This is a genomic window from Paraburkholderia phenoliruptrix (assembly GCF_902859825.1).
GTDB classification, from domain to species: Bacteria; Pseudomonadota; Gammaproteobacteria; order Burkholderiales; family Burkholderiaceae; genus Paraburkholderia; species Paraburkholderia phenoliruptrix.
Map to the genome: position 1 here is coordinate 17,223 of NZ_CADIKB010000018.1, position 17,095 is coordinate 34,317.

Consider the following 17,095-nt stretch of genomic DNA (forward strand, 5'->3'; position numbering starts at 1 on the left):
GCCCACTCACGCCGTCCTTAGACGGCCGGTGCGCCGTTGCCGGTGACCGGTTCGATAGCCGGCTCCATAGCCGGTTCGGCGCCGGTCGCGACGTAGCGAAAATCGGCGTCGCCGTTCAGCACGCGGTGCGCGCGCGCCCGGTCGATGTCCTTCTCCCACACGGCGACGACGACCGTCGCCACGCAGTTGCCGATCAGGTTGGTCAGCGCGCGAGCAATGCCGACAAACCAGTCGACGGGAAGAATCAGCACGAGGCCGAGCACGGGAATCGCCGGAATCGCGGACAGCGTCGCGGCCAGAATGACGATGGCCGAGCCGGGAATGCCGTGCGCGCCCTTCGACGTGACGAGCGACACCAGCACGACCACGATCAGGTCATGCGTGGAAAGCGGCGTGTTGGTCGCCTGCGCGATGAACAGCACCGCGAGCGTCAGATAAATGGAGAAGCCGTCAAGATTGAACGAATAGCCGGTCGGAATCACGAGACCGACTGTGGAATCCTTCACGCCCATCCATTCGAGCTTGCGCATGACTTGCGGCAGCACGGCATCCGACGAAGCGGTGCCGAGCACGATCGACAGTTCTTCGCGCAGATAGCGCATCAGCTTGAAGATGCTGAAGCCCGCGAGCCGCATGACGGCGCCGAGCACGACCAAGACGAACACGACGCAGCTCGCGTAAAACACGAGCACGAGCATGCCGAGCTGCTTCAGCGATTCGACGCCGTACTTGCCGGTCGTGAACGCGATCGCACCGAGCACGCCGAGCGGCGCGAGCTTGATGATGAAGCCCATCACGCGGAAGAACACCTGCGCGAGATCGTCGATCATGCCGCTCACGCGCTGCCCCTTGCTGCCGAGCAACGAAAGCGCCGAGCCGAACAGCACAGAAAACACCAGAATCTGCAGAATGTCGCCGGTGGCGAACGCGTTGAATGCCGTGTCGGGAATGATCTTCAGCAGAAAGCCGGCGGTGTCCTTCAGACTTTTCGCGTGCTCGGTGTAGGTGGAGAGCGAGGCCGGATCGAGCGAATGCACGTCGATGTTCATGCCGACGCCGGGCCGCGTCGCGTAGGCGAGCACCGCGCCGATCACGAGCGCGATCGTCGTCATCGCTTCGAAGTAGATCACCGCCTTCAGGCCGACGCGGCCGACCTTGCGCAGATCGCCCGCGTGAGCCATGCCGCTCACAACCACGCAAAACACGATCGGACCGATCACCATCTTGATCAGCTTCAGGAAGCCGTCGCCGAGCGGACGCAGCGATTGGGCGAACTGCGGATAAAGCGCGCCGATCGCGACGCCGATCACCAGCGCAATCACGACCCGGCCAAACAGCGAGTTAAGAAACTTCAACACGGCTTCCTCCTGGGGTGGATGTCCATCTGTTCAGACTGGTCCGACCAGCACTGTTATGGTGGATAGTAGGAAGCCGATATACTGGCGTCAAGAAATCATAAAACGGTGTTTACCCGCATTTGTCGGGCGGTCCAACGCCTTTTTCTGGGGGTGAGCCGGGGCCTCAAACGCACTGCCGTGAAGCCCGTACTACAATGCCGGTCAGACCGCGCTTTCTAGTGAGTTCCGATGAAAAATGTCCCGCACACCGTCACCGATGCCGCCATCGCGACCATCCGCGAACGGATTGAAGCGGGTGTTTATCCGGTGGGCAGCCGGCTGCCGGCACAACGCCAGCTTTCGGAGGAACTCGCGATCAGCCGCGCGTCGCTGCGCGAGGCGCTGTCCACGCTAGAGGCGCTCGGTCTGCTCGTCATCCGGCCCGGCAAGGGTGTCTACGTGGAACAGGCGCAGGCCGCGGCGGCGCAGTCCTGGCGCTTTGCCGCGCAGTCGTCGCTGCCCGACACCTATCAGATGCGCTACGCGCTCGAGGGCTTTATCGCGCGCATGGCGGCGCTCGCCGTCAGCGACTCCGACCTCGCGTGGTTCGAAGAAAACATCGCGGCCATGCAAACCGCGCTCGCGTGCGACGAGCTCGACGAAGCCGCGCGCCTCGACTACGACTTCCACATGCGGATCGTGAGCATTGCGGGCAATGCCGCCATCGAGTCGATCCTCAGCAGCAGCGCGGACATCATGAAGGAAAGCCAGCGCATGCCGTTTTACCGGCGCGAACTCGTGCTTTCCACCTACACCGAACATCGCGCCATTCTGGACGCGCTCAGGGCACGCGATTCGGCTGCAGCGGGCAAAGCCATCGAGACACATATTTCGAACGCCGCGCAGCGCGCCGGCGTGTACTTCCCCACTCCGCAGGCGTAAAAAAGCCGCTCCGAAGAGCGGCTTCTGTGTGCCGAAGGAACCGCCGACTATTGCAACGCGGCGGCCCGAAACACCTGGCAAAGCGTGAGTTTCAGCTCACGCCGGCAGCTTACTTCGCGTTCGCGAGCGCCACAGCCGTGTCGAGCATGCGGTTCGAGAAGCCCCACTCGTTGTCGTACCAGCTCGACACCTTCACAAGACGGCCCGAGACCTTGGTGAGCGTCGCGTCGAACGTCGACGAAGCCGGGTTGTGGTTGAAGTCGACCGACACCAGCGGCGCGTCGTTATAGCCGAGAATGCCCTTCAGCGCGCCTTGCGACGCTTCCTTCATGATCGCGTTGACTTCTTCGACCGTCGTGTCGCGTGCGGCGATGAACGACAGATCCACCACCGACACGTTGATGGTCGGAACCCGAATTGCGTAGCCGTCCAGCTTGCCGTTCAGTTCCGGCAGCACGAGGCCGACAGCGGAAGCCGCGCCGGTCTTGGTCGGGATCTGGCTGTGCGTGGCCGAGCGCGCGCGGCGCAGGTCTTCGTGATACACGTCCGTCAGCACCTGGTCGTTCGTGTACGCGTGGATGGTGGTCATCAGGCCGTTCACGAGGCCGATCTTGTCGTTCAGCGGCTTGACGAGCGGCGCGAGGCAGTTCGTCGTGCACGATGCGTTCGAGATGACCGTGTCCGATGCCTTCAGCACGTTGTGGTTCACGCCGTAGACGATGGTCGCGTCGACGTCCTTGCCGCCCGGCGCCGAGATGATGACCTTCTTCGCGCCGCCCTTGATGTGCGCGCTCGCCTTTTCCTTGGTCGTGAAAAAGCCCGTGCATTCCATCACGACGTCGACGTTCAACTCGCCCCACGGCAGTTCGGCCGGGTTGCGGTTGGCCAGCACGCGGATCTTGTCGCCGTTCACAACCAGGTAGTCGCCGTCCACCGACACGTCGCCCGGGAACTTGCCGTGCGCGGTGTCATATTGCGTGAGGTGGGCGTTCGTTTTTGCATCGCCCAGATCGTTGATGGCGACGATTTCGATATCGTGCTTCTTGCCGTTTTCATAGAAGGCGCGCAGCGTGTTGCGGCCGATCCGGCCGTAGCCGTTGATTGCGACGCGAATCGTCATGGTCTATCTCCTGATGGCTGAAAAAATACGTCGATGTTTCGTCTGACCGGCCGCGCTGCCGCGCGTTCAGCGCCTTCCTGCCGGCGCTGTCACCCATGCGGCAACGCTGTGCGCGGGATCAGCCGAGTGCGGCTTTAGCCGTCTCCACCACATGCTCGACGGTGAAGCCGAAATGCTTGAACAGCACGCCAGCCGGGGCCGATTCGCCGAACGTGTCGATGCCCACCACGCCGCCTTCCAGACCCACGTACTTGCGCCAGAAATCCGTCACGCCCGCTTCGATCGCGACGCGCCGCACGCCTTGCGGCAGCACGCGCTCGCGGTACTCGGCGTCCTGCTTGTCGAACACCGTGGTGGCCGGCATGGAGACGACGCGTGCCGCGATGCCCTCGCGCGCCAGCGGCTCGACCGCCTTCAGCGCGAGTTCGACTTCGGAACCCGTGGCGATCAGGATGATCTTGCGCGCGACGATTTCGTCGTTCCAGTCGCGCAGCACATAACCGCCCTTCTCGATATTGGCGATCTGCGCGTCGGTGCGTTCGGAGAACGGCAGGTTTTGACGGCTGAAGATCAGGCACGACGGGCCGTGATGTTCCACTGCCTGAGTCCACGCCACCGCCGTTTCGACGGTGTCCGACGGACGCCACACGTGCAGATGCGGAATCAGGCGCAGGCTCGCCACATGTTCGATGGACTGGTGCGTGGGGCCGTCTTCGCCGAGACCGATCGAGTCGTGCGTGAACACGAAAATGGACGGCGCCTTCATCAGCGCGGCGACGCGCAGCGCGTTGCGGCTGTAGTCGGAGAACGTGAGGAAGGTGCCGCCGAACGCCTTGAAGCCGCCGTGCAGCGCGATACCGTTGATGGCCGCGCTCATGCCGAATTCGCGCACGCCGTAGTTGACGTAGTTGCCCGCCGCCCGGCCTTCGGCGTTCACGCGCACCGGCTTTGCGGCCTTCCAGTTGGTCAGGTTGGAGCCGGTCAGGTCCGCCGAACCGCCGAGCAGTTCCGGCAGCACAGCCGACAAACCTTCAATGGCCTGCTGCGACGCCTTACGGGTCGCGACCGTTTCCGCGCGCTCGTTCGCGCCGGCGATGATCGCCTTCGCCTTTTCCTTCCAGTCGGCAGGCAATTGCTTCGCGCTACGGCGCTTGAATTCGGCTGCTTCTTGCGGATATTTCGCCGCGTAGGCGGCGAAAGCCTTGTCCCAGTCAGATTCGAAGCGCGCGCCGGCTTCCTTCGCGTCCCACGCCGCATAAACTTCCTGCGGAATCACAAATGGCTCCCACTTCCAGCCGATCGCCTCGCGCGTGGCCGCGATTTCCTTGTCGCCGAGCGGCGCGCCGTGCGAATCGTGGCTGCCGGCCTTGGTCGGCGCACCTTCGCCGATCACCGTCTTGCAGCAGATCAGCGTCGGCTTGTCCGACTGCTTGGCCTGTTTGATGGCGGCGTCCACCGCGTCGACGTCGTGACCGTTCACGCCCGGAATCACGTTCCAGCCGTAGGCTTCAAAGCGCTTCGGCGTGTCGTCGTGGAACCAGTGCACCACCTCGCCGTCGATGGAGATGCCGTTGTCGTCGTAGAACGCGATCAGCTTGTTCAGCTTCAGCACGCCGGCGAGCGAGCAGGCTTCGTGCGAGATGCCTTCCATCAGGCAGCCGTCGCCGACGAACACATACGTGTGGTGATCGACGATCTTCGCGTCAGGCTTGTTGAATTCCGTGGCGAGCAGCGACTCCGCGAGCGCCATGCCGACCGCGTTCGCCAGTCCCTGGCCGAGCGGGCCCGTGGTCGTTTCGACGCCCGGCGTGATGCCGTATTCGGGGTGACCCGGCGTCTTCGAATGCATCTGGCGGAAATTCTTCAGCTCGCCGATCGGCAGGTCGTAGCCGGTGAGGTGCAGCAGCGAATACAGCAGCATGGAGCCATGGCCGTTCGACAGCACGAAACGGTCGCGGTCCGCCCATTGCGGGTTCTTCGGATTGTGGCGCAGATGGCGCGACCACAGGGCCACGCCGATTTCGGCCATGCCCATCGGCATGCCGGGATGGCCCGAGTTCGCTTGTTGAACGGCGTCCATGGACAGCGCGCGGATCGCGTTGGCCATCAAGGAAGTGGGTGCGGGAGACGGGGTCGTCATGTCGAGTCCGGAGACAGAGTCAGAAGGCGGTGCGCGCTTGAGGTCCGGGAGCTCGGCGGCCAGTCCGCTTCGGCGCACGGTGCGGCGCCGGGAGACGCGAAACGGGCAGAGCAAACGGACAAGGCTGAAAGCGTGACATTCTAACAGAACGCGGCACGGCCCCCTGTGCGCCAAGCCGCATGGCGGCGCGGCCCTCGGCAGGCCAACCCGTCCCGATCCGGACGATGCCGCGGACCGCCAGGGCCGTCGGCCTTTACAATCGAGCCACCCGATTCAACGTGTTTTCGTGCAGGCAGGCCCCTTGAGCGCTCCGTTGCTGTTTCACCCTTGTGCAGACGCCGTCTACGGATTTCCGCAGGCCTCGCTGATTGCGCGCGTCGACTCGGCGTTTCAGCGCATCGAGGTGTGGGAGACGCCCCAGCTCGGCCGCCTTTTCACGCTTGACGGCCGCCCCATGACCTCCACCGGCGACGAATTCATCTATCACGAGTGCATGGTGCATCCGGCGGCGCTGGCGCATCCCGCGCCGAAGGCGGCGCTGGTACTGGGCGGCGGCGACGGCGGCGCCGCGCGGCAACTGCTCGCGCATCCGGGCATCGAAAGCATTGTCGTTGCGGAGCTCGACGAGCAGGTGGTTCGGCTGACGCGCGAACATCTGCCCGAGGTGCACGGCGGAGCGTTCGACGACCCGCGCGTCGAACTTGCGATCGGCGACGCCGCGCATTACGTGGCCGCTGCCGCCGACGCCCACTCCGCGCCATTCGATCTGATCGTCTTCGACCTGACGCCGCCCGACTCGCCGGCCGCGGGCTTGTACACGACGGACTTCTACCGCCAGCTCAAACGCGTGATGAGCCCGGAGGCCGCGCTGTCCGTCCACCTCGGCTCGCCGTATTTCCACGCCGCGCGCATTGCCGGGCTGCTCGACGACCTGCGCCGCGCGTTTACCGTGGTCCGCACGATGAACACCTTTATCCCGCTGTACGGCTCGTTATGGATGATGGCTACAGCCAGCGACACGCTCGACCCGGCCGCGCTGAGCGGCCAGCTCGTGGCCGAACGGCTCGCCGCGCGTCGAATCGACGCACTGAAGCACTACGGCGCCGCCACGCACGCCGGACTCTTTTCAGTGTCGCCGTCAGTGCGCGATAAACTAAGTCAATTCTTAAAGCCGACAAGCTGACGCGCGGGCAAAATGCACGACCTGGCCCGTGCGCGCTATCCGATAGCCGATACGGACTCGCTGCCCGCCTTACAGCATGCGTCCAACAATCCTATAGATCCGGAGAACTCCATGACCGCCTCCCGCCCAGCCGGTGTGCCTTGGTTGACCCCCTATCTGACGGTGCGCGACGCACGCGCCGCGACCGCCTTTTACACGGCCGCGTTCGGCTTCGACTTGCGGGACAGCGTGCAGGACGACGGCGTCGTCATGCATGTCGAGATGACCTACCAGGGCCAGTTGATCGTGATGTTCGCGCCGGAAGGCGCGTTCGGCTCGACCGCCAAAACGCCGCGAAGCGCGGGTGCCATTGCCCCGCAATCGTTTTATGTCTACGTCGACGATGTCGACGCGGTTTACGCCCGCGCGCTGGCCGCCGGCGCCAAATCGTTGAGCGAGCCGCAGGACCAGTTCTGGGGCGACCGCTTCGCCCAGGTCGAGGATCTGGACGGCTACCGTTGGGCGCTCGCTCGCCACCTTCCGTGAACTAATGAGTATTTTTCTGATGCCTCGCTTCTTCGTCGGTACGCCCCTTTCGCCCGACGACATCGTGCAACTTCCCGATGACGTCGTCCGGCACGTTCTCGTACTGCGTTTGCAGACGGGCGACTCTATTGTGCTTTTCAACGGAGAAGGCGGCGAATACAGCGCTGAACTCGTCGCGATCGAGCGGCGCGCGGTCACGGTCAAGATCCGCGAGTTTCGCGATATCGAAGTCGAGCCGCCGTACCGGCTCACGCTCGCGCAGGGCATTGCGAGCGGCGACAAGATGGACTGGCTGATCGAGAAAGCGGTGGAACTGGGGGCGTCGAGCTTCGTGCCGCTCACGACCACGCGCAGCGTCGTGCGGCTGTCCGGCGAGCGCGCGCTGCGGCGGCACGCGCATTGGGAAGGGATCGTGCGGGCGTCGTGTGAGCAATGCGGGCGCAACCGTCTGCCGGAGGTCATGCCGGTGCGCGAAATCGCCACCTGGCTCGGCGCGATGCCCCGCGTGCCCGCCGGCGACGAATTGCGCATTCTGCTGTCGCCGCGCGCCAGCATCCATTTTTCCGCATTGCCGGCGAGCCCGCCGAAGGGGCCCGTCACCGTGCTGGTCGGCCCGGAAGGCGGATTTTCCGCCGCCGAGGAAGCCGCCGCGATGGATCACGGCTTTCAGGCCGTGGGCCTCGGGCCGCGCGTGCTGCGCACGGAAACCGCGGGCATCGCAGTGCTGTCGGCGCTGGCCGCTACGTGGGGCGGGTGGTAGGCGGCTGAACGGGCTTTCGTTGCGCGGGAGACCGCGCGTCGGTCACGGGCTAAGGCTAAGGCTGCGGCAAAAGCGGTGCAAAGCGGGGTCCAAAAGCGCGGTTCGGCAAGCGCGGCCCGAAAGCGCGGTTCCAGAAGCGGTCCCGCAAGCGCGATCCGAAAGCGCAGTTCCAGAAGCTCGGACCCAAAGCCCGGGCCAAAAGCGGTCAAAAATCAGTCAAAAGCGGTCAAAAAGCCGTCCTGGCCACGCGCCATGGCTTGCCGTCCGTCGCTCTGAACCGCCAAAAACAAAGGCCCGCCAAATCGGCGGGCCCTTCACATTCTGTCAACACTCCCGGCGGCGCTCGAGTCAAGAGCCCGGAGCCGCCGTTCAGCGCATTCAGGCGAACGAATAAAAAACGCGGAACGCAACCTTGCGCTCGGCCCAGAATTCAGCCGCCTCCCGGAATACGTCCAGCAGGGTTTCGCGCCCTTCCTTGTCGAACTTCTGCGCGACAGGCAACTGCTCGAGCACGATCACAAAGCCCGGCTGCGCGCCCGCCTTGTGGACCAGGTCGGTGAGGCAATCGTACAGCGCGTCATAATTCTTGCCGAAATGTTTCGGAAACAGGAACGACGTGGCAATGGTCTCCAGCACTTCCTGCTTGGACTGTGCGTTCGCGCAGTACGCATAGAGAAAATGCTGTCCGAGTTGATTCGCCTCGTCCGCGAGGTCCTGAACGCGGAAGGCGCGGATCGACTGTACGATGTTCGGTCGTACGGTCCTGAAAAGACTCATGGGCTCCTCGTTCGATGAAACCACACTGTCAGGCTCGCTCCGGTTCTCACGGCCCTGGTCGCCGGCGCGCATTTGCATGACGCGCTGGAACAGGTTGCCCTCGCCGGCCGCGAAAAGATCCGTCGCGACTCCGGTGTCGTGCGCGTAGACGTTGTCGCTCATGCCGTTCATCCCGATGTCATTCAACAATACGATTAAAACTGGTGTAGTGGTCGTCCGAGTAATAACAATTGTCGGTTCGCTTCAGCGGACCTCCGCAGACGATGCGACGCGCCCCGCGATTACGTGAGCGAGGCGTGGGAACGGTGTATTCGTGGTAGTAGCCGCGCCGGTTGGGCGGCAGCAACCGTTCGCGGTTGCCGAACACGACGCCGTCCTTTTCATACGGGTAAGGCCCGCCCGCGGCAATCAAGTTCAATGTATTGACGGCCTCGCGGGGCAGTTGCGCCACCGTGACGGTGCCCTCTGCCTGTGCCTGCGTGCCGGCGGGTGCGTTGTAGTTGCGCGCGAACGCTTGAGGCAGGGGGCCGCACCAAGCGCACAGCGCAACAGCACCGATCAGCACGCCCTTGATGCGCTGCCACCTGCGTGCCATTTACAGGATTCCCGGCTGTTAGATCACGAAATTGACGACCATGAAAGTCGTAAGGGTATCGCTAATGGTCCCCGGAATCAACGTTCGGCAGGCCGGTAAAATCGCCCGATTTCGCGCGAAAGCCCCGCCGGTCGCGATTTGACGACTTTTGACAGAAAATTTAGCTGGAGCGGGCTAAGATGAGCCCAACGAAGTAAATGCAGCACCCGACGGGCGTTTGCCGAGCTTGCAGAAAGCAAAGCCTGGCGCCGCACTTTTTGCGACGAAGTCTGTTGTTTCCCGGTCTGTTGTTTCCCGGTCTGTTGTTTGCCGTTTTGGGGCGGCTATCCCCTGTTCGCCCTAAGGCGTGCCCATTGCGGGCACGCCTTCTTTTTCTCCGGGCAAAGCCGGCCGCCGCGCGAGCCGGCCGTTTTCAGCGCGATCAGCGCGCGGCGATCACATCCGCCACCAGCAGCGCCGTCATGTTGACGATGCGCCGAACCGTCGCCGAGGCCGTCAACACGTGCACCGGCTTGTCGGCGCCCAGCAGCATCGGGCCAATAGCGATGTTGTTGCCGGCCGCCGTCTTCAGCAGGTTGTACGAGATGTTGGCCGCGTCGATGTTCGGCAGCACCAGCAGGTTCGCGTCGCCTTCGAGCGTCGAGTCCGGCAGGATTTCGCGGCGCAGGTTCGCGTCGAGCGCGACGTCGCCGTGCATTTCGCCGTCCACCTGCAGCTCGGGCGCGCGTTCACGCAGGATCGCGAGCGTATCGCGCATTTTCTGCGCGGTCGGCGCGTGGCTGGAGCCGAAGTTCGAATGCGAAACCAGCGCGACCTTCGGCTCGATACCGAAACGGCGCACTTCCTCGGCGGCCATGATCGTGATTTCGGCCAGCTGTTCCGGCGTCGGATCGACGTTTACGTGCGTATCCACGAGGAAAATCTGTCGGCCCGGCAGCACCAGCGCGTTCATCGCGGCGTAGACCGCGCAGCCTTCGCGCTTGCCGATCACCTGGTCTATGAAGTGCAGATGGCGATGCGTCGTGCTGACCATGCCGCAGATCATGCCGTCCGCTTCACCCTTTTTCACCAGCATCGCGCCGATCAGCGTGGTGCGGCGGCGCATTTCGAGCTTCGCCATTTGCTGCGTGATGCCCTTGCGCGACATCATCTTGTAGTATTCCTGCCAGAAATCGCGGTAACGCTCGTCATGATCCGTGTTGACGACCGTGTAGTCCTGACCCGCGATGAGCCGCAGCCCGTAGCGCGCAATGCGCTGCTCGATCACCGCCGGGCGGCCGATCAGGATCGGCTTGGCCAGCTTTTCGTCGACGATGATCTGCATCGCGCGCAGCACGCGCTCCTCTTCGCCTTCGGCGAACACGATGCGCTTCTTCTCCGGCTCCACGCCTCGCGCGAGCTGGAAAATCGGCTTCATTGTCGTGCCGCTGTGATACACGAACTGCTGCAGGTGCTGCTCGTACGCTTCCATGTCCTCGATCGGACGGGTCGCGACGCCGGAATCCATCGCGGCCTTCGCCACGGCCGGCGCGACCTTGACGATGAGGCGCGGGTCGAACGGTTTCGGAATCAGATAGGCCGGCCCGAACGACAGGTCCTGAATGCCATACGCCGTCGCGACGATATCGCTCTGCTCCTGGCGCGCCAGTTCCGCGATTGCATTGACCGCCGCGATCTCCATTTCCCGCGTGACCGTGGTCGCGCCGGCGTCGAGCGCGCCGCGGAACAGGAACGGGAACACCAGCACGTTGTTCACCTGGTTCGGATAGTCGGTGCGGCCCGTGCACAGCACGGCGTCCGGACGCACTTCCAGCGCCAGTTCCGGCAGGATTTCCGGCGTCGGGTTGGCGAGCGCGAGGATCAGCGGCTTGTCGGCCATCTGCTTGACCATGTCCTGCTTGAGCACGCCGCCCGCCGACAGGCCGAGGAACACGTCCGCGCCGCCGATCGCCTCGGCGAGCGTGCGGGCGTCGGTTTCGCGCGCAAAGCGCTCCTTGTCCGGGTCCATCAGCTCGACGCGGCCCTTGTACACCACGCCCGCGAGGTCGGTGACGAGAATATTTTCGAGCGGCAGGCCGATGTCCACCAGCAGGTCCAGACACGCCAGCGCCGCCGCGCCCGCCCCGGAGGCGACCAGCTTGACTTCCCTGATGTCCTTGCCGACCACCTTCAGACCATTGGTGATCGCCGCCGCGACGACGATTGCCGTGCCGTGCTGGTCGTCGTGGAAGACCGGAATTTTCATGCGCTTGCGGCACTCGCGCTCGACGATAAAGCAGTCCGGCGCCTTGATGTCCTCGAGATTGATGCCGCCGAAGGTCGGCTCCAGCGCCGCGATCACGTCGACGAGCTTGTGCGGGTCGGACTCGTTCAGCTCGATGTCGAACACGTCGATGCCGGCGAACTTCTTGAACAGCACGGCCTTGCCTTCCATGACCGGCTTGGAGGCGAGCGGCCCGATATTGCCGAGCCCGAGCACCGCGGTACCGTTCGTGACGACGCCGACCAGGTTGCTGCGCGCCGTGAAGCGCGCGGCATTCATCGGGTTTTCGACGATTTCCTCGCATGCGAATGCGACGCCCGGCGAGTAGGCCAGCGCGAGGTCGCGCTGATTGATCATCTGCTTGGTCGGGGTGATCGCCAGTTTCCCGGGGGTGGGAAACTCGTGGTAATCGAGGGCGGCTTCGCGGAGTTTGCTATTGACGGGAGTCGACATAAGGCGGGCTTCGAAGTGCGGATTAGAATAGATGTTCGACGGCATTGTAGCCCCAATTGCCGGCCCAATCCCTTCAATACGGGTACAACTGCCAAGACTGAAACGTAGCAAAAGGCCGTTGCCCCCGCACTTTTCCTCACAATGCTCTCAGAGTTTTCGCTGATCGAACGCTTCTTTGCCCGCCGCGCGGCGGGTCAGCCGTCGCCTGCCGCGAACGGCTCGCTCGGCATCGGCGACGACTGCGCGCTCATCGCGCCGCGTGCGGGCCAGATGCTGGCGATATCGACGGACATGCTGGTGGAAGGCCGCCATTTCTTCCCCGATGTCGATCCCGAGGCGCTCGGCCACAAGGCCCTCGCCGTCAATCTGTCGGACCTCGCGGCGATGGGCGCACAGCCGCAGGCCTTCACGCTCGCGTTCGCGCTGCCGAAAGCCAACGAAGCCTGGCTCGCCGCCTTCAGCGAGGGCCTCTTTGCGCTGGCCGAACGGCACGGTTGCGCGCTGATCGGCGGAGATACGACCGGCGGGCCGCTGAATCTGTGCATCACCGTGTTCGGCAGCGTGCCGCCGCACATGGCGCTGCGCCGCGACGCCGCCCAACCCGGCGACGACATCTGGGTGTCCGGCACGCTCGGCGACGCGCGCGCCGGCCTCGGCATCCAGCGCGGCGAATGGAGCGCCGATTCCGCCGACGCCGCCTTCTTTCGCCGCGCGCTCGAACGCCCCGAGCCGCGCATTGCGCTCGGTCTCGCGCTGCGCGGCGTTGCACACGCGGCATTGGACGTGTCGGACGGGCTCGCGGGCGACCTCAAGCACATCCTCGACCGCTCGAATGTATGCGCCACCGTCGACGCCGACGCCGTGCCGCGCTCCGCCACCCTGCGCCGGCTGCCGCTCGACACGCAGCGGCGCTGCACACTCGCCGGCGGCGACGACTACGAACTGTGCTTCACCGCCCCGCCCGCGGCGCGCGGCGCGGTGGACAATGCCGGCCGCACGGCGGGCGTGCCGGTCACCCGCATCGGTACAATAAGCGCTCTTCAAACGGCGGCCGACCGCCCGGCGATCGACTGGCGCGACGCCGCCGGCGCGCCGCTCACCCTGACGTTGCAAGGCTTCGACCACTTTCATGCAGACTGATCCTCCGCTCAGGCCCGCCGACGAGCTCGTCGGCGGCCCGCCTCCCAAGCCGCAACGCCCGCAGCCGCGCCGCGCAAGCGCGCGCTTCATGCTGTCGCATCCGCTGCATATTCTGTCGCTCGGTTTCGGCAGCGGCCTGTCGCCGTTTGCGCCGGGCACGATCGGCACGCTGTTCGCGTGGGCGTCGTTCGCCGTGTTCAGCCGCTATCTGACCGTGATCGAATGGGGCGTGCTGATCGGCGCCGGTTTTGTCGGCGGTATTGCGATTTGCGGCTTCACCGCGAAAAAGCTCGGTATCGACGACCCGTCGCCCGTCGTGTGGGACGAAATCGTCGCGTTCTGGCTCGTGTTGCTGATGGTCACGCCGGTCACGCTGACCGGCCAGTTGTGGGCGTTCATCCTGTTCCGCTTCTTCGACATGGTGAAACCGCCGCCCATCGGCTATTTCGATCGCCGGCTGAAAGGTGGATTTGGCATCATGTTCGACGATCTTGTCGCCGCCTTCTTCACCTTGCTCGTCATTGCGCTCTGGCGCATGTCCGTTTAACCGCCGCGCCCCGTTCCGGATTGACGTCATGCCTACCGATTCTGTCGTTCACCAGCTCGCGATCCGCGTGAGCAACCGTCTGCGCGACGAGCGCCTGATGCTCGTCACGGCCGAGTCGTGCACGGGCGGCATGGTCGCGACCGCGATTACCGACATCTCCGGCAGCAGCGGCTGGTTCGAGCGCGGCTTCGTCACCTATTCGAATCAGGCGAAGAGCGAAATGATCGGCGTGCCGGCGGACATGATCGAAAAATTCGGCGCGGTCAGCGAGCAGGTGGCGCGCGCCATGGCCGAAGGCGCGCTGCGCAACAGCCGCGCGCAGGTCTCGCTGTCGATCACGGGCGTCGCGGGTCCGGGCGGCGGCACTGAGACGAAGCCGGTCGGCATGGTGTCGTTTGGCTGGAGCAACCGGCTGCACACATCCGTCGAAACGAAGATTTTCAAGGGCGACCGCGAGCAGATTCGCGTGCAGGCCGCGGCGCACGCGCTGCGCGGCGTGCTTGCGCTGCTCGACGAGCGCGAACATTGACCGTTGGGTCGGCAAGAGGGAAAAACGCATGCCGGATTCCCGTGCAGCGAAAGACGAGTTGATTCGCCGCTTCGATCTGAAGCCGCATCCGGAAGGCGGATATTTCAGCGAGACGTATCGGTCCGCGGAGCGCGTGAGCCGCGCGCATGGCGAGGTGCCGTCGCGCTCGGCCTCCACCGCGATCTACTACCTGCTGTGCGACGGCGCGCATTCGGCCTGGCATCGGATCAAATCCGACGAGGTCTGGCATTTCTATGCGGGCGCGCCGCTCAACGTGCACGTGCTCGACGGCGCCGGCAAGCTGGTCACGCATAAGCTCGGCAACGCGCTGATTCATCGCGACGCGGTGTTCCAGGCTGTGGTGCGCGCCGGTTTGTGGTTCGCGGCGGAATGCGCCGACCCGGCGAGCTTCGCGCTCGTGGGCTGCACAGTCGCGCCGGGTTTCGAGTTCAGCGAGTTCGAAATCGCCGATGTGCAAACGCTCCAGGCGGACTACCCTGAGCATGCCGGGTTAATCGGGCGGTTAGGACCGGCCGCGGTTTGAGGCGGCTTCGGCTCTGACTTCAGACTGCGGCGGGCGAATTGCATCTGCCGTCACGCGGCTCAGTTCGCGGCCTCAGTTCGCCACCTCACTTCGCCGCCCGACAGCGCGATCAGCGAAACGCGTTGATCCTGTCGCGCGTCTCCATCGCGGCCTTCGCCGCCGCTTGAGCAAAATCCTCGCCCTTGCCCGCATAGATAATTGCGCGCGACGAGTTGATCAGCATGCCCGTGCCGTTCGCGGTGCGGCCGGCGCTGACGGTCGCCTGCACGTCGCCGCCCTGCGCGCCGATGCCCGGAATGAGCAGCGGCATATCGCCGACGATGCCGCGCACCACCTCAATCTCTTTCGGAAAAGTCGCACCGACGACGAGACCCAGCTGGCCGCTCGCGTTCCACTTGTCTGCGGCGAGTTGCGCGACCACCTGGTAAAGCGGCCGGCCGCCCGTCTCCAGGAATTGCAGGTCGGAACCGCCCGCGTTCGACGTGCGGCACAACACGATCACCCCTTTGCCCGGGTGCTGCAAATACGGCTCGATGGAATCGAAACCCATGTACGGATTGACGGTCACCGCGTCCGCCCGGTAGCGCTCGAACGCCTCGCGCGCGTATTGCTCGGCGGTGCTGCCGATGTCGCCGCGCTTTGCGTCCAGAATCACCGGCAAGCCGGGATGACGCGCATGGATATGCGCGACCAGTTGCTCGAGCTGATCTTCCGCGCGATGGGCGGCGAAGTAGGCGATCTGCGGTTTGAACGAGGAGGCGTAAGGCGCGGTCGCGTCGACGATCTCGCGGCAGAAGTCGAAGATCGCGTCGGGCCGGCCCGCGAGCGCGCCGGGAAACTTGCTGGGCTCGGGATCGAGGCCGACGCACAACAGCGAGTTCGTGCGCTGCCAGGCGTCGTTGAGTGTCTGGATGAAATTGGACATGGTGGGTCTCGCGGCGAGCCGGTAATCGGGTGAGGCGCGTATTTTACCTGCCCGGCGCGACGGCCCGCCGCGGGAGCGCCCACTTCCTACTGCCGGCGCCGCGTTCCGCGCGCGCCGGGCATCGACCGCAAACCGGTGCGCTCGACCGTAAAGCGGAATGTGCGCGTCAGCCGCTCGCCCCGCCCGAGCTGCGTCATTCCGTTTTCGCACGCGCCGCCCGCCAGATTCATCGCGTTGATCGGATGATCCACGGGCTCGAAGCAGAAAAAGTCCTGCCCCGGCGGCGTGTACAGCACGTAGTAGTCGGTGTCGGCGGCAATGTTCAACGACAGCCGGCGCTTCGGCCACACCACGGCTGCCTGCCCGCTCCAGCCGGTGAACGCATGATTGACGATGGTCTCCGGCAATGGATACGCCACGCCGAACTGCCACGCGGGCGGCGCCTGCACGTGACGGACCGGCAGCCAGTCGTCGCCGGTGAGCCACAAGCCGCCGGCCGCCGCCGACAGTTCAGTGTCCGCGTCGCGCACGAAAAACGGATGCACGCCGAGTCCGAAAGGCAAAGCATCGCGGCCCGTGTTCTCGATTTCGAGCGTAATGACGAGCGACGGCCCGTCGAGCTTGTAGGTTTGCGCCGCGCGAAACGAGTACGGCTTGCCGTCGCGCCGATCGAGCGTCAGGCGCACATACTCGCGGTCCGAGTCGGCGACCTGCCAGGCGGACTGCCAGCCGTCGCCGTGAATGGGCAAGGGCTCGTCCGGGCGATTGCGCGCCACGTCGACGCGTCGCCCGGCAAAATTGAAGTGGCCGCCGCCAATCCGGTTCGAATACGGCAGCAGCGGATAACAGGCGAGTTCGTTCGGATGCGTGTCGGCCGTGACATGGCGGCAGCGCCGGAAAATCGGCGTGAGCGCGCCGTCGTCGCGCCAGTCGAAGCGCGTGATACCGCCGCCGAGCGTCGGCGCGACGTCGAGCCGCAACTGCGCATTGGCCAGCGTGACGCACGCGACGTCGCCGGCCGGGCTGTCACCCACGGCGACCGCCGAGGTGCTTGGCCCCGGCATCACCGGATTGGCGGCCGCCGCGAGTCGGGCGCGCCGGCTTTGGGCGCCCGGTGGGGTCTGTGCACTCTGAGGAAAGGCGGAAACAGGATTCGCAACACTCATATCTGGCTCCTTCGAGAGGCTTGGCACATTGCCGTCATGGATGGCGGATACTTGTCGGGCGATTGTCCTGAACCGGTCGCCTCTGGTCCGAACTCGGGTTGCTGCGCCGGCTGATGGCCGCCGCTACCGACACCTTTGTCGTCAACGGC

General features: G+C 64.8%; 16 protein-coding genes. 8 read left to right on the forward strand and 8 right to left on the reverse strand.

Annotation, left to right across the window (positions count from 1 at the left end; genetic code table 11):
- Positions 1–17: 17 nt before the first annotated feature.
- Positions 18–1,358, reverse strand: coding sequence for a C4-dicarboxylate transporter DctA (locus tag HV711_RS18390; RefSeq protein WP_035484261.1), 1,341 nt, complete (start codon positions 1,356–1,358; stop codon positions 18–20).
- Positions 1,359–1,586: 228 nt separating this feature from the next.
- Between HV711_RS18390 and HV711_RS18395 the strand changes: the two genes are divergently transcribed.
- Positions 1,587–2,279, forward strand: a complete 693-nt coding sequence (locus tag HV711_RS18395; protein WP_035484263.1) for a FadR/GntR family transcriptional regulator — start codon at positions 1,587–1,589, stop codon at positions 2,277–2,279.
- A gap of 109 nt (positions 2,280–2,388) precedes the next feature.
- On the opposite strand, the gene gap is transcribed toward HV711_RS18395, so the two are convergent.
- Both gap and tkt read right to left on the reverse strand, forming a co-directional pair.
- Positions 2,389–3,399 (reverse strand): type I glyceraldehyde-3-phosphate dehydrogenase, encoded by a 1,011-nt coding sequence (gene gap / locus HV711_RS18400; RefSeq protein WP_013340495.1) that lies wholly within the window; start codon positions 3,397–3,399, stop codon positions 2,389–2,391.
- Between the two features lie 118 nt (positions 3,400–3,517).
- Positions 3,518–5,539: a transketolase gene (gene tkt / locus HV711_RS18405; protein WP_013589620.1), complete on the reverse strand. Its 2,022-nt coding sequence runs from the start codon at positions 5,537–5,539 to the stop codon at positions 3,518–3,520.
- Between the two features lie 301 nt (positions 5,540–5,840).
- Between tkt and speE the strand changes: the two genes are divergently transcribed.
- From speE to HV711_RS18420, 3 genes are all read left to right on the forward strand, one after another.
- Positions 5,841–6,722 (forward strand): polyamine aminopropyltransferase, encoded by an 882-nt coding sequence (gene speE, locus HV711_RS18410; RefSeq protein WP_035484264.1) that lies wholly within the window; start codon positions 5,841–5,843, stop codon positions 6,720–6,722.
- Positions 6,723–6,833: 111 nt separating this feature from the next.
- Positions 6,834–7,247: a VOC family protein gene (locus HV711_RS18415; protein WP_035484266.1), complete on the forward strand. Its 414-nt coding sequence runs from the start codon at positions 6,834–6,836 to the stop codon at positions 7,245–7,247.
- Positions 7,248–7,266: 19 nt separating this feature from the next.
- A complete protein-coding gene (locus HV711_RS18420; RefSeq protein WP_013589623.1) occupies positions 7,267–8,007 on the forward strand; it encodes a 16S rRNA (uracil(1498)-N(3))-methyltransferase in 741 nt (246 codons plus the stop codon).
- A gap of 378 nt (positions 8,008–8,385) precedes the next feature.
- Here HV711_RS18420 and HV711_RS18425 read toward each other — a convergent pair whose 3' ends face one another.
- The 3 genes from HV711_RS18425 to HV711_RS18435 form a co-directional block, all read right to left on the reverse strand.
- Positions 8,386–8,955: a barstar family protein gene (locus tag HV711_RS18425; RefSeq protein WP_015003757.1), complete on the reverse strand. Its 570-nt coding sequence runs from the start codon at positions 8,953–8,955 to the stop codon at positions 8,386–8,388.
- Positions 8,956–8,962: 7 nt separating this feature from the next.
- A complete protein-coding gene (locus HV711_RS18430) occupies positions 8,963–9,379 on the reverse strand; it encodes a ribonuclease (protein WP_035484268.1) in 417 nt (138 codons plus the stop codon).
- A gap of 421 nt (positions 9,380–9,800) precedes the next feature.
- Positions 9,801–12,140 (reverse strand): NADP-dependent malic enzyme, encoded by a 2,340-nt coding sequence (locus HV711_RS18435; RefSeq protein ID WP_013589626.1) that lies wholly within the window; start codon positions 12,138–12,140, stop codon positions 9,801–9,803.
- A gap of 96 nt (positions 12,141–12,236) precedes the next feature.
- Here HV711_RS18435 and thiL point away from each other — a divergent pair, with 96 nt between their 5' ends.
- The 4 genes from thiL to HV711_RS18455 are packed head-to-tail and all read left to right on the forward strand — an operon-like array spanning position 12,237 to position 14,855.
- Complete coding sequence (gene thiL / locus HV711_RS18440) at positions 12,237–13,235, forward strand: thiamine-phosphate kinase (protein ID WP_035484269.1); 999 nt, start codon at positions 12,237–12,239, stop codon at positions 13,233–13,235.
- The gene (locus HV711_RS18445; protein WP_013589628.1) at positions 13,225–13,782 is read left to right on the forward strand and encodes a phosphatidylglycerophosphatase A family protein; all 558 of its coding nucleotides are present in this window, start codon (positions 13,225–13,227) and stop codon (positions 13,780–13,782) included. The genes thiL and HV711_RS18445 overlap by 11 nt, the downstream gene beginning before the upstream one ends.
- Positions 13,783–13,810: 28 nt before the next feature.
- Positions 13,811–14,311: a CinA family protein gene (locus tag HV711_RS18450; protein WP_013589629.1), complete on the forward strand. Its 501-nt coding sequence runs from the start codon at positions 13,811–13,813 to the stop codon at positions 14,309–14,311.
- 28 nt (positions 14,312–14,339) lie between these two features.
- Positions 14,340–14,855 carry a cupin domain-containing protein gene (locus tag HV711_RS18455; RefSeq protein ID WP_028362798.1) on the forward strand — a complete coding sequence of 172 codons (516 nt, stop codon included), beginning with the start codon at positions 14,340–14,342 and terminating at the stop codon, positions 14,853–14,855.
- 109 nt (positions 14,856–14,964) lie between these two features.
- On the opposite strand, the gene pyrF is transcribed toward HV711_RS18455, so the two are convergent.
- On the reverse strand, positions 14,965–15,780 hold the full coding sequence (gene pyrF / locus HV711_RS18460; RefSeq protein ID WP_035484271.1) for an orotidine-5'-phosphate decarboxylase: 816 nt from the start codon (positions 15,778–15,780) through the stop codon (positions 14,965–14,967).
- 86 nt (positions 15,781–15,866) lie between these two features.
- Positions 15,867–16,946 (reverse strand): aldose 1-epimerase, encoded by a 1,080-nt coding sequence (locus HV711_RS18465; protein WP_035484272.1) that lies wholly within the window; start codon positions 16,944–16,946, stop codon positions 15,867–15,869.
- Between the last annotated feature and the right edge of the window lie 149 nt (positions 16,947–17,095).